The organism is Rhodoferax saidenbachensis, from assembly GCF_031457975.1.
In the GTDB taxonomy this organism is placed as follows: Bacteria; Pseudomonadota; Gammaproteobacteria; order Burkholderiales; family Burkholderiaceae_C; genus Allorhodoferax; species Allorhodoferax saidenbachensis_A.
In genome coordinates this window covers 68,434-80,572 of the sequence record NZ_JAVDXO010000009.1, presented here as the reverse complement: position 1 = coordinate 80,572, position 12,139 = coordinate 68,434, and the positions used below count along the sequence as shown (strand labels likewise).

The following is a 12,139-nucleotide window of genomic DNA, read 5'->3' as shown; positions in this document are numbered from 1 at the left end:
TTTGCAACGCAATGTTGCGGCGATTAACGCTTGGAGAACTGCTTGCGACGGCGAGCGCCGTGGAAGCCGACCTTCTTACGTTCGACTTCACGCGCATCGCGTGTCACGAAGCCAGCCTGGCTCAAGACGGGCTTGAGTGTGGCGTCGTAGTCGATCAAAGCGCGGGTAATGCCGTGGCGGGTTGCACCAGCCTGGCCGGACTCACCGCCACCAGCGACGTTGACCATGATGTCAAACGTTTCAGCGTGGTTGGTCAACAGCAGGGGCTGCTTGCAGATCATGATGGACGTTGCGCGACCGAAAAACTTTTCGATGGCCTTGCCGTTCACCACGATTTGGCCGGAGCCTTTTTTCAGAAACACGCGGGCGACGCTGGATTTGCGACGGCCGGTGCCATTGTTCCATTCACCGATCATTGGGCGGCCTCTCTCTTCACTGCGTTGGCAGAAATACCAGCGATGTCCAGAACTTTGGGCTGCTGGGCGGTATGGGGATGCTCAGCACCACCGTACACCTTGAGCTTCTTGATCATGGCGTAGCCCAGAGGACCCTTGGGCAACATGCCCTTGACGGCTTTTTCCAAAGCGCGGCCAGGGTGCTTGGCTTGCATGTCGCGGAAGTTGGTGGCTGTGATACCGCCGGGGTAACCCGAGTGACGGTAGTACACCTTGTCCAGGGTCTTGGCCCCTGTGACGCGCAGCTGGGCTGCGTTGATGATGACGATGAAGTCACCTGTATCGACGTGAGGCGTGTAAATGGCCTTGTGTTTGCCGCGCAAACGGAGAGCAACTTCGCTGGCTACTCGTCCGAGGACCTTGTCGGTCGCGTCAATCACAAACCACTCGTGCACGACCTCAGCGGGTTTTGCGCTGAAAGTAGACATGAGATTTCTCTTTTAAAGGAGGGTTTGGCGGGCTCTTTTCCACGGTCGGCGTTCCTCTGATGGGAATCTCTTAGGTGGGGGTACTTCGTGAAAAGCCTTCGCCGCGGAGCCACAAAAGCGCTGCGAAGCCCACGATTATACAAAAAGCCCCGCCAATCGGCAAATATCCCCTTTTTAGGGAAGGACTGCCCGGTTGTTCTGACTCTCCCAGCGCTTGCGGTCGGCAATGCAAACCGGTAGCTGCGCGTGCTCTGGTTTTAGGCATTCCCTGTAGACGCACATGGTTTTGGTGAGGACCGTGGCATCGGGGCACAGCTCTACCGGCGCCACCTGAACCACCGGGGGGGCGGACGGGGCGGAGGAGGGCTTGGGTTCTGCCCGGTTGGGCTTGACCACCACCGGCTTGTCTGCGGCCACCCCTGCGACGGCAGCCGTTGCAGGTTTGGCCAAGGCCGCGGACGCATTGCGAGGTGCGGAGGCCGCGACATTGGGTCCCGCTGCGGGCACTGGCACTTCCGTTACGGGAACGATTTCCGCTGGTGTCGCGGATTTTTCCGGCTCTACGATTGCTGCCTGCGGCGTCGGTTTATGACCTATGCCTACCGTGACAGCAGCTGCCAGCACCCCAACGACCAACGCCACAACGGCGGCAATCCACCACCCCGAAGGGGCCGTCTTGCGTGGAGCGATAGCAGCCACTACATCGGGTTTGTGCTTGGCACGAGGAGGCACTCGTACCGTTTTGGCCGAAGCCCGCGAGGTCTTGGACGTTACCGGCTGGGTGTGCTGCTGAGGCGCTGGCTGCGTGGTTAGTAAGGCGGTGGTCAACGGCACCGATGCCACCCCACGCTCCTCCAGCGTGATGGAAGGCCCCAAACCCTGGTGCCAATCAAATCGCGCCATATCGGCTGGCACCTGCAGTGCCATTTCTTGTGCAAAGGCGTCTACGCTCTGAGGCCGTCCTGCTGGCTCTATGGTCAGGGCATGGGCCACGGCCTCTACAAACGCCAGCGAATACAGCTGGCCAAAATGCGTTTCTGCGGTCTTGGCGACCTGGGCAAAAGCGGGCATGCGGTCACGTACCACCCGGAAGGTAGCGGGCAGCGGTGGCTCATTGCACAGGCAGCCATGCACCACGGCGGCCAGCGCGTAGAGATCCGTCCACGGCCCCTCGCGCAGGTCGTGCGCATCGGCGTACTGCTCGATGGGCGCGTAGTTCACCTTCAGGATGGCGGTGTGCTTTTGGCTGGAGTCCATCAGCGCACGGCGCGCAGCGCCGAGGTCCAGCAGCACCGGAGGGCCCAGGTTCTGCAGAAAGATGTTGTCTGGCGATACGTCGCGGTGCAAGGTGTCGTTGTCGTGCAGCACGCGCAGTGCCTCCAGAACCGACCACAGCACCTGGCGCAGCCATTCTTCCGAAGGCGGGCCGCTCATGCGGCGACGGGCTTCCTTGAGGGTGATGCCTTCATACAGCGGCATGGCCATGTAGGCCGTGTTGTTGGCTTCCCAAAAGCGGTACACCTTGACCAGCGAGGGGTGGTCAAAACGGGCGAGCAACCGGGCCTCAGCGATGAAGGATTGCAAACCGGCCTGGAAGGGCTTGGCGTCGGCCGTAGAGCGGGCCGACACCAACAAGTCAGTGCCACGCCCTACCAATGCAGATGGCATGTACTCCTTGATAGCCACGGGGCGGTGCAGCGAATGGTCGTAGCCGCGGTACACCATGCCAAAGCCACCCACACCCAGCAACGCCTGCAGCTCAAACTCGCCCAGCATCGTGCCGGGCGGCAATGCGTCCATGTGGCCCAGGGGCAAAGCCGCAGGCTCGCTGGGCTGGGTGGTGGTATCACTCATGCTGTGGCAACAGTAGGAAAGAGCTTCAGGCTCTACACAATATTATTTTCAGGCCGCGCTTCCAACATCCCGCCCTGTGGCGGCTGGCCTTGCGTAGGTATCATAGGGGATGTTCAGTTACCGCCACGCCTTTCACGCCGGCAACCATGCCGACGTCCTCAAACACACCGTATTGCTGGCGGTGTTGCGTCACATGACGCAAAAAGATACCGCGCTCAACGTGTTCGACACCCATGCGGGTGCAGGCCTGTACCGGCTGGATGGCGATTTCGCCAAAACCAGCGAGGAAGCCGCCGAGGGCTTCCTGAAACTGGTTGCCACCAAGCCCGCAACGCCGTTTGCGCCCGCCCTGCAAGACTATGTGGACATGGTGGCAGGCTTCAACAGCACCAACCACTGGAGCGTGTATCCCGGCTCGCCATTCATCATCCAGAGCCTGCTGCGTGACCGCGACAAGCTCAAACTGTTCGAGCTGCACCCCACCGACACCAAAACCCTGATGGCGAACATCGCCCAGCTTGAAGCGGGCCGCCAAGTGGCCATCCTGCGCGAAGACGGGTTTGAAGGGCTGAAGAAGTTCTTGCCGCCACCCTCACGCCGCGCGCTGGTGCTATGCGACCCCAGCTACGAAGTCAAGAACGACTACGCCCGTGTCACAGCCATGGTGGCAGACGCCATGGTGCGCTTTGCCACCGGCACCTACGCTGTCTGGTACCCCATCATTCCACGCCCCGAGGCACACGACTTGCCCAAGAAGCTCAAGACCCTGGCCAACAAATCAGGCAAGTCTTGGCTGCACGCCACGCTGACCGTGAAGTCCAGCAAGCTGCTGCAGGACGCTGAAGGCGAAGTGGTACGCCCGGGTCTGCCAGCCAGTGGCATGTTCCTGATCAACCCACCCCACACGCTCAAAGCCGCGTTGAAAGACGCCTTGCCGCAGATGGTGGAATTGCTCAAACAAGACGCGAATGCCACGTCAACGCTGGAGTCGGGCGGCTAATACCGCCTCTCTCCGGGCGTAGCGATTCCGCGTTATTGCACCGTGGGCACCAGCCCCAGGTTTTGGCACAGCGCCAGCGTGGCTGCGCTCTGGTTCATGGTGTAAAAATGCAGCGCGGGGGCGCCGCCTGCGCGCAACTGCTCGCACAAATCGGTCACCACTTCCAACCCAAAAGCCTTGATCGAGGCCACATCGTCGCCATAGCTTTGCAGGCGCAAGCGAATCCAGCGCGGGATTTCGGCACCGCAGGCGTCCGAAAAGCGCATCAGCTGCGTGGAGCTGGAGATAGGCATGATGCCGGGCACCACAGGCACCTCCAACCCCAGTGCATCCACCTCTTCCACAAAGCGGAAGTAGGCGTCTGAGTTGTAGAAATACTGGGTGATGGCCGAGTTGGCACCAGCCTTGACCTTGGCGGCAAAAGCCTGCAGGTCATGGGCCGGTGACTTGGCCTGGGGGTGCACCTCGGGGTAGGCCGCCACTTCGATATGGAAGTCATCGCCCGTTTCGGCGCGAATGAAGGCGACCAAGTCGCTGGCGTAGTGGAACTCGCCGCCCGCGCCGTAGCCGCTGGGCAGGTCGCCACGCAAAGCGACCAGGCGCTTCACGCCCATGGCTTTGAGGATGGCCAACTGATCGCGCACGGTGTTTTTGGTGGCACCGATGCACGAGAAGTGCGAAGCCGCGCTCACGCCCTCGGCCAGGATCTCACGCACCGCACCGAAGGTGCCCTCTTGCGTGGAACCGCCCGCACCAAAGGTGACCGAGCAAAAATCGGGCCCCAACGCGTACAGCTGCTGGCGCACGCCACGCAGCTTTTCCGCGCCTTCGGGCGTTTTGGGGGGAAAGAATTCCAGACTCAGCGGAATTCGGTCGTTGATCAACATCAGCATCTCCATCTCACCGGCCACGCATGCGCGGGCCCGCGTTCAGCCCGCCTTGCGGGCGCAAATGAAAAATTCGCGGTTACCGTCGCCGCCTTCGATGGGCGAGTCGAACCACGCGGTGACCGTCAGGTCCAATTCGGCACAGGCCTCGCGCAGGCGCTGCTCGACGATGGCGTACATGGCCGGATCTTTGACAATGCCGCCCTTGCCTACCTGGCCCGGCTGCAGTTCAAACTGCGGCTTCACCAGGGTTAGCAAGGTGCCTCCATCCCGCAACAAAGGTACCGCCGCGGGCAGCACCAAGGTTTGCGAGATGAAGGACAGGTCGGCCACCAGCAGGTCAAACGGTGGCGCAAATTCTGGCGGCAAGGTGGCTAGCTCGGCCTCCTCACGGCTGTCATCGGAGCCATCGAAACCTTCAAAGGTTGCGCCATCCTCTTCCAGATCAAATTGGCCTTCAGCCCCCGTGCTATCTGCGTAAGCAGCTATCAAATCTGCAGCAGACAGGGTACGGGCATTGACACTTTCCACGCACAAGACCCGGGCATCTTCGCGCAGGCTCGGGTGCAACTGGGCACTGCCTACGTCCACCCCAACCACCGCTTGAGCGCCGGCTTGCAGCAGGCAGTCGGTGAAACCACCGGTGCTCTGCCCCACGTCCAGGCAACGCAGCCCCGCCACCGACAAGCCCACGTGCTTAAGGGCCGCCTCCAGTTTCAGACCACCCCGCGACACATAGCGTGCCTCGGAGTCGTCCAAAAGCTCGATGCGAGCGTCCTCGGGCACGTCGTCGCCATTCTTGACCACGCGTTTCCAGACCTCGCCGCCCGCTTCCCTCTTCTGCCACTGCACGCCATCGGCGATCAGGCGTTGGGCCTGCGAGCGGGTGCTGGCCAGCCCGCGCTGTACCAGCAGTTGGTCTATACGCATGGAGTCCTTGGCTTAGTAGCGGTAGGTGTTTTTCTTGTACGGACCGGCTTTGGAGACGCCGATGTACGAAGCCTGCTCGTCGGTCAGCTCGGTCAGCATGGCGCCGACCTTCTTCAGGTGCAGACGGGCCACTTTTTCGTCCAGATGCTTGGGCAACACATAGACCTTGCCAGCCTTGTATTCCTTGGGCTTGGTGAACAGCTCGATTTGGGCGATGGTCTGGTTCGCAAAGCTGGAAGACATCACGAAGCTGGGGTGGCCGGTGCCGCAACCCAGGTTCACCAGACGGCCCTTGGCCAGCAGAATGATGCGCTTGGAAGGCTTCTTGCCCTTGGCCGGGAAGATCACGTGGTCCACCTGGGGCTTGATCTCTTCCCACTGCAGCTTTTCCAGCGACGCGACGTCGATTTCGTTGTCAAAGTGGCCGATGTTGCTCACGATGGCCTGGTCCTTCATGGCCTCCATGTGCTTGTAGGTGATGACGTTCTTGTTACCAGTGGTGGTCACGAAAATGTCGGCCTTGTCGGCGGCGTATTCCATGGTCACCACCTTGTAGCCTTCCATCGCGGCCTGCAGGGCGTTGATGGGGTCAATCTCGGTCACCCACACTTGGGCAGACAGGGCGCGCAGGGCCTGGGCCGAGCCCTTGCCCACATCGCCGTAGCCAGCGACCACGGCCACCTTGCCAGCAATCATCACGTCGGTGGCGCGCTTGATGCCGTCCACCAGGGATTCGCGGCAGCCGTACAGGTTGTCGAACTTGCTCTTGGTCACCGAGTCGTTCACGTTGATGGCGCGCAGGGCCAGTGTGCCTTTGGCGGACATTTCTTCCAGGCGCATCACGCCGGTGGTGGTTTCTTCGGTCACGCCGATGATGGCCTTCAGGCGGCGGCTGTACCAGGTGGGGTCCACCTTCAGCTTGGCCTTGATAGCGTTGAACAGGCAGATTTCTTCTTCGCTGCCGGGCTTGGCCAGCACCTTGATGTCCTTCTCGGCGCGGGCGCCCAGGTGCATCAACAAAGTGGCATCGCCGCCGTCATCCAAAATCATGTTGGGGCCTTCGGTCTTGGAGCCCTTGGGGCCAAATTCGAAGATGCGGTGGGTGAAGTCCCAGTACTCTTCCAGCGACTCGCCCTTGTGGGCAAACACGGGGGTGCCGGCAGCCACCAGGGCGGCGGCAGCGTGGTCTTGCGTGGAGAAGATGTTGCACGAAGCCCAGCGCACGTCAGCGCCCAGGGCTTGCAGGGTTTCGACCAGCACGCCGGTCTGAATGGTCATGTGCAGCGAGCCGGTGATGCGCGCGCCCTTCAGCGGCTGGCTCTTGGCGAACTCTTCGCGGATGGACATCAGGCCGGGCATTTCGGTCTCGGCAATGGTCAGCTCTTTGCGGCCCCAAGCGGCCAGGCTGATGTCGGCAATCTTGAAGTCTTCAGTCTTGGCCACGGGAGCCTTCACGGCCTTGGGGGCGACAGATTTAACGGCGGCCTTGACAGCCTTGGGGGTCTTGGAAAATTTCAACACAGCGCTCATGGTTCACTCCAAAAGTTCATTTGAATAAACACTGGTGGGCGGGGATTCAAGAGGCAAAACTCACCGCACACATACCAGTGGGTGAGCGCCGTTGGGAGGCACGGCGCAGGGCGCACCGTGTTTTCCGAGCCTCACTCGCCGTGCCGCTGCGGGCATCGGGCGAGCTGCAACGCTCCTCGGAAGTGGCGCATTTTAGCCTGTTGCCACGGACTGCGGCAACCTTTAGGGGTTTATCGCACCGGCCCGGTGGTGGTGCCCAGCTGCAGTCCAGGCTGGCGCAGCAGGTGGTAGGGGCCATCTTCAGGCGCGTGCAGCACCTGGAACACCATGTCGGCCAGCGCCTCCCCCGTGGTGTGGGGCGTGGGCTGGGTGACGGTGGTAACCGGCATGCCGGTGAGCAACGTGTCTTGCGGAATGTCGCCATGCACCACGACCGAAATGTCTTGCCCCACGCGCAAACCTGCATCCATCAGGCCGCGGATGACGCCCACGCCGCCCAGGTTGTTGTCCACCAGCACAGCGGTAGGCCGTGGGCTCATAGCCAGCAGGGCCTGCACCGCCTGCAGCCCACTGCGCCGGTCTTGCACATCGCCCACGCGGTAGTGGGCCGGGCAATCCAGGTTGCGCGCCTTTAGCGCAGCCATATAGCCGCGGTGGCGCTGGAAGGCAAAGTTCAGCTCCAGCGGCGCATGTACATAGGCAAACCGCGTATGGCCCAGTTCGAGCAAATGCTCCACGGCCAGGCGGCTGCCCATGTCGTTGTCAAAGTCCACCCAGGAATAGTCGTCGCACGCATGGGTGCGGCCATAGCCGACAAAGGGGTAGCCCTTTTCCCGCAGGTAGTCCACGCGCGGGTCGTGCACCCGGGTGTTGGGCACGACGACCGCATCCACCCGCCCACCGTGAAACAGGCGCTCGTAAAAGGTCAGGTCGGTTTCGTTCTTGGCCACGGCCAGCAACAGGTCCAGCTGCTTGCTTTGCAGGCGCTCTCCCAGGCCATCGGCCATGTCCAGAAACTGCGGGTTGCCCAGATTTTCCACCGCGGCGGAGTAGACAATGCCCACCGCATCGGTCTTGCCGCGCACCAGGCGGCGCGCGCCCGCATCGGGCCGGTAGCCCATGGCGGCTGCCATGGCCTGCACGCGCTCGCGGGTCTGCTCGTTCACATCGGTGTAGCCATTCAAGGCGCGGCTGACCGTAGAGGTGGATAACCCCAGTGCACTGGCCAGTTGCTTGATGCTCACACGCTGCTCCGCTCGTTTCGCTTGTTGGAGCGCGAGTGTAAGGGCACGCAGGCCGCGGGCGCCCTCTGTAAAATACCGAGCTTCTCTCGTGTGGCCCGCCACCGTGCGCTGCCCACCCCCGACCTTGGACCCCCTGTGACCTACGCCCCCGAAACCCGCCGCCGCCGCACCTTTGCCATCATTTCCCACCCTGACGCGGGCAAGACCACGCTGACCGAAAAGCTGCTGCTGTTCTCGGGAGCGATCCAGATCGCCGGCTCGGTCAAGGCCCGCAAGGCCACACGCCATGCCACGTCCGACTGGATGGAAATTGAAAAGCAGCGCGGTATCTCGGTCGCATCCTCCGTGATGCAGATGGTCTACCGCGACCACGTGATCAACCTGCTGGACACGCCCGGCCACAAGGACTTCAGCGAGGACACCTACCGCGTGCTGACCGCCGTGGACTCGGCACTGATGGTGATCGACGCTGCCAACGGCGTGGAAGCGCAGACGCGCCGCCTCATTGAGGTGTGCCGCCAGCGCGATACGCCCATCATCACGTTTGTGAACAAGATGGACCGCGAAGTACGCGAGCCACTGGACATTCTGGACGAGATCGAGCGCGAGCTGGGCATGCCCTGCGTGCCCATGACCTGGCCCGTGGGCCAGGGCAAGCTGTTTGGCGGCATCGTGAACCTGCGCACGCAGGCGATGACGGTGTTTGAGAGCGGGAGCGAACGCCGCCCGCAGGACTTTGACGCCGTGCCATTGAACGACTCCGCCTCGCTGGCCCAGCGTTTTGGCCACGAGTGGACCACGGCCATGGAAAGCATGGAGCTGGCCACCGGCGCCTCCCCCGCCTGGGACCTGGAGGCCTTTTTGGCTGGCAAGCAAACCCCCGTGTTCTTTGGTTCGGGGGTGAACAACTTTGGTGTGATGGAAGTGCTGGACGCGCTGGTGGACCTGGCACCCTCGCCCGGCCCGCGCACCAGTTCTTTCATCGTCAACAAGCAGCCTGTCATCAAGGAAGTGCAGCCCGAAGACGACGCCTTCAGCGGCGTGGTGTTCAAGGTGCAGGCCAATATGGATGCCAACCACCGCGACCGCATCGCCTTTGTGCGCATGGCCAGTGGCAAGTACACACCGGGCATGAAGCTCAAGGTCATGCGCACCGCCAAAGAGCTGCGCCCCACCAGCGTGGTGACCTTCATGAGCCAGCGCCGCGAGGCGGTGGAAGAAGCCTACGCGGGTGACATCGTGGGCTTTACCACCCACGGAGGCGTGCAGTTGGGCGACACGATTACCGATGGCAGCGTGAACCTGATGTACACCGGCCTGCCCTTCTTTGCGCCCGAAATGTTCATGACCGTGGTGCTCAAGAACCCCTTGCGCACCAAGCAGCTACAGCAGGGCCTGGCCCAGCTGGGCGAAGAAGGAGCCATCCAGGTGTTCCGCCCCGAGATGGGCGGCAACATGCTGCTGGGTGCCGTGGGCCAGTTGCAGTTTGAAGTGGTGCAGCACCGCCTGAAGGGCGAATATGACGCTGACATCCGCCTGGAGGGCAGCCAGTACACCGGCGCGCGCTGGATCACCGCCGACACGCCCAAAGAGCTGCAGGAATTCATCAACGCCTACCCCGCCCGCATGGCGCGCGACGCGGCCGACACGCTGGCTTACCTGTGCACCAGCCCCTACGACGTGCGCCTGGCGCAGGAGCGTTTCCCCAAGATCCACTTCCACCCGCTGCGCGAGCACGCGGGCCTGGCGCTGCAAAGCGCGGGCTGAAGCGCCAGCCCCTTCGCCCACCGAAGTAAGATCAAAAGCCCGCTGCAGCCAGCGGGCTTTTTTTATTGGCTTGACCGGACAGGAGTTCCCCATGACATTTCCCTCTTCCCTGCGCCTCGCCAGCGCCCTGCTACTGGCAGCGCTAGGTACCGCCGCTAACGCCGAACAATTGAAACTGCGCATCCTGGAGACCACCGATGTGCACATCAACCTGCTGAGCTACGACTATTACCAGGACAAGCCGACCGACCAGTACGGCCTGGCCCGTGCCATCAGCCTCATCAAGGCCGCACGCAGCGAAACGCCGAACAGCCTGCTGTTTGACAACGGTGACCTGCTGCAAGGCAACCCGCTGGGCGATGTGGTGGCGCGCGTGGCCCCGCTGCAGCCCGGCCAGACGCACCCGGCCTACAAGGTCATGAACCCGTTGGGTTACGACGCGGCCAACCTGGGCAACCACGAATTCAACTACGGCCTGGACTTTTTGCGCCGCTCCATCGCCGGAGCTGCCTTCCCCTACGTGAACGCCAACGTGCTGCTGGCCGACGGCAAGCAGGACAGCGCCACGCCCACCCACGCCTTCACCCCCTATGTGCTGCTGGACCGACGCTTCAAGGATGCCAGCGGCAAGGAGCAGAAGCTGCGCGTGGGCGTGATCGGCTTTGTGCCGCCACAAATCATGCAGTGGGACAAGGCCAACCTGGATGGCAAAGTAGTCACCCGCGACATGGTGGACATGGCCCAACGCTATGTGCCCGAGATGCGGGCCAAGGGCGCGCAGTTGGTGATTGCCATTCCCCACTCCGGCTTCGAGAAAGGCGAGATCGGCAGCTTTGCAGAAAACGCCGTGTCGCGCCTGGCCGAAGTGCCCGGGGTGGATGCGATTCTGTTCGGCCACGCGCATGCCGAATTTCCCGGCAAGGCCTTTGCCGACTACCCCAAGGTGGACATCGCGCGCGGCACCATCAACGGCGTGCCGGCCGTCATGCCCGGCCGCTGGGGCGACCACCTGGGCGTGATCGACCTGACGCTGGACAACAGCAGCGGCAGCTGGAAGGTGGTGGGCAGCCAGGCCGCCATTCGCCCCATCTTTGACCGCGCAGCCAAACAGTCACTGGCCACCGAAGACCCGATGGTGATGCAACTCATTGGCGCCGAGCACCAGCGCACGCTGGACTATGTGCGCAACAAGGTGGCCCTGAGCAGCGCCCCCATCTACAGCTACTTTGCCCAGGTGGCAGATGACCCGTCCATCCAGATCGTGTCCAACGCGCAGATTGCCTATGTGAAGCGCGCCATGCAGGGTACCGACTACGAGAAGTACCCTGTGCTCTCGGCCGCGGCCCCCTTCAAGGCGGGTGGGCGCCAGGGCTGGAACTACTACACCGACATTCCGGCTGGTCCCCTGGCTATCAAGCACATGGCCGACCTCTACATCTACCCCAACACGCTCAAGGCCATGCTGATCACGGGCGCGGAGGTGCGGGAATGGCTGGAAATGTCGGCCGGTCAGTTTCTGCGCATCGACCCCAAGGGCCCGGCACGCCAGCCGCTCATCAACGATGCTTTCCCGTCCTACAACTTCGACGTGATCGACGGCGTGCAGTACGAGATCGACGTGAGCCAGTCCGCCCGCTACGACGCCAAGGGCCAGCTGGCCAACCCGGACGCCCACCGCATCCGCAAGCTGCTGTTTGAAGGCAAGCCCATCGTGGACACAGCCCGCTTTGTGGTCGCCACCAACAACTACCGCGCCTTTGGCGGCGGCAACTTCCCTGGCCTGAAGGCCGACAAGGTGGTGCTGGACGCGCCCGACGAAAACCGCCAGGCCCTGGTGGAGTACCTGCGTATGTCGGACAAGCTGGCGGCGGACCACACAGTGAACCCCACAGCCGACGGCAACTGGCGCATCGCCCGCATCCCCGGCGTACACCCCACCTTTTTGTCGGGCAGCGCGGCCAGCCGCTTTCTGGGCCAGCACTCGGAAATCCGGCTAGTACAGGACAACGGCGACGGCTCTGCCCTGTACGAGCTGGTGGACTGA

General features: G+C 62.5%; 10 protein-coding genes and 1 riboswitch. Of the genes, 3 read left to right on the top strand and 7 right to left on the bottom strand.

Annotated features, from left to right (window positions below; all coding sequences use genetic code 11):
- Nucleotides 1-23: 23 nt before the first annotated feature.
- From rpsI to J2X15_RS17005, 3 genes are all read right to left on the bottom strand, one after another.
- Entirely contained in the window at nt 24-416 is a 393-nt protein-coding gene (rpsI, locus tag J2X15_RS17015) for a 30S ribosomal protein S9 (protein WP_094477218.1), read from the bottom strand.
- Nucleotides 413-883, bottom strand: coding sequence for a 50S ribosomal protein L13 (gene rplM / locus J2X15_RS17010; protein ID WP_310344953.1), 471 nt, complete (start codon nt 881-883; stop codon nt 413-415). Before rplM ends, rpsI begins: the two co-directional genes overlap by 4 nt.
- Before the next feature lie 174 nt (nt 884-1,057).
- Entirely contained in the window at nt 1,058-2,737 is a 1,680-nt protein-coding gene (locus J2X15_RS17005; protein WP_310344951.1) for a serine/threonine protein kinase, read from the bottom strand.
- A 109-nt stretch (nt 2,738-2,846) separates the two neighbouring features.
- Between J2X15_RS17005 and J2X15_RS17000 the strand changes: the two genes are divergently transcribed.
- On the top strand, nt 2,847-3,737 hold the full coding sequence (locus J2X15_RS17000; RefSeq protein ID WP_310344949.1) for a 23S rRNA (adenine(2030)-N(6))-methyltransferase RlmJ: 891 nt from the start codon (nt 2,847-2,849) through the stop codon (nt 3,735-3,737).
- Nucleotides 3,738-3,769: 32 nt separating this feature from the next.
- On the opposite strand, the gene metF is transcribed toward J2X15_RS17000, so the two are convergent.
- From metF to J2X15_RS16980, 4 genes are all read right to left on the bottom strand, one after another.
- Entirely contained in the window at nt 3,770-4,624 is an 855-nt protein-coding gene (gene metF, locus J2X15_RS16995) for a methylenetetrahydrofolate reductase [NAD(P)H] (protein ID WP_310344947.1), read from the bottom strand.
- Nucleotides 4,625-4,666: 42 nt separating this feature from the next.
- Complete coding sequence (locus J2X15_RS16990; RefSeq protein WP_310344945.1) at nt 4,667-5,554, bottom strand: TlyA family RNA methyltransferase; 888 nt, start codon at nt 5,552-5,554, stop codon at nt 4,667-4,669.
- 12 nt (nt 5,555-5,566) lie between these two features.
- A complete protein-coding gene (ahcY, locus tag J2X15_RS16985) occupies nt 5,567-7,084 on the bottom strand; it encodes an adenosylhomocysteinase (protein WP_310344943.1) in 1,518 nt (505 codons plus the stop codon).
- A 76-nt stretch (nt 7,085-7,160) separates the two neighbouring features.
- Nucleotides 7,161-7,268, bottom strand: a riboswitch (S-adenosyl-L-homocysteine riboswitch).
- A gap of 46 nt (nt 7,269-7,314) precedes the next feature.
- Nucleotides 7,315-8,430, bottom strand: a complete 1,116-nt coding sequence (locus J2X15_RS16980; RefSeq protein ID WP_310344942.1) for a substrate-binding domain-containing protein — start codon at nt 8,428-8,430, stop codon at nt 7,315-7,317.
- Nucleotides 8,431-8,463: 33 nt separating this feature from the next.
- Between J2X15_RS16980 and J2X15_RS16975 the strand changes: the two genes are divergently transcribed.
- Entirely contained in the window at nt 8,464-10,095 is a 1,632-nt protein-coding gene (locus tag J2X15_RS16975) for a peptide chain release factor 3 (RefSeq protein WP_310344940.1), read from the top strand.
- Nucleotides 10,096-10,186: 91 nt separating this feature from the next.
- A complete protein-coding gene (locus J2X15_RS16970; RefSeq protein ID WP_310344938.1) occupies nt 10,187-12,139 on the top strand; it encodes a bifunctional 2',3'-cyclic-nucleotide 2'-phosphodiesterase/3'-nucleotidase in 1,953 nt (650 codons plus the stop codon).

What these genes read in the sequence shown, in the direction of transcription:
- rpsI (WP_094477218.1), bottom strand. Translation starts at nt 416, where the DNA reads ATGATCGGTGAATGGAACAATGGCACCGGCCGTCGCAAATCCAGCGTC.
- rplM (WP_310344953.1), bottom strand. Translation starts at nt 883, where the DNA reads ATGTCTACTTTCAGCGCAAAACCCGCTGAGGTCGTGCACGAGTGGTTT.
- J2X15_RS17005 (WP_310344951.1), bottom strand. Translation starts at nt 2,737, where the DNA reads ATGAGTGATACCACCACCCAGCCCAGCGAGCCTGCGGCTTTGCCCCTG.
- J2X15_RS17000 (WP_310344949.1), top strand. Translation starts at nt 2,847, where the DNA reads ATGTTCAGTTACCGCCACGCCTTTCACGCCGGCAACCATGCCGACGTC.
- metF (WP_310344947.1), bottom strand. Translation starts at nt 4,624, where the DNA reads ATGTTGATCAACGACCGAATTCCGCTGAGTCTGGAATTCTTTCCCCCC.
- J2X15_RS16990 (WP_310344945.1), bottom strand. Translation starts at nt 5,554, where the DNA reads ATGCGTATAGACCAACTGCTGGTACAGCGCGGGCTGGCCAGCACCCGC.
- ahcY (WP_310344943.1), bottom strand. Translation starts at nt 7,084, where the DNA reads ATGAGCGCTGTGTTGAAATTTTCCAAGACCCCCAAGGCTGTCAAGGCC.
- J2X15_RS16970 (WP_310344938.1), top strand. Translation starts at nt 10,187, where the DNA reads ATGACATTTCCCTCTTCCCTGCGCCTCGCCAGCGCCCTGCTACTGGCA.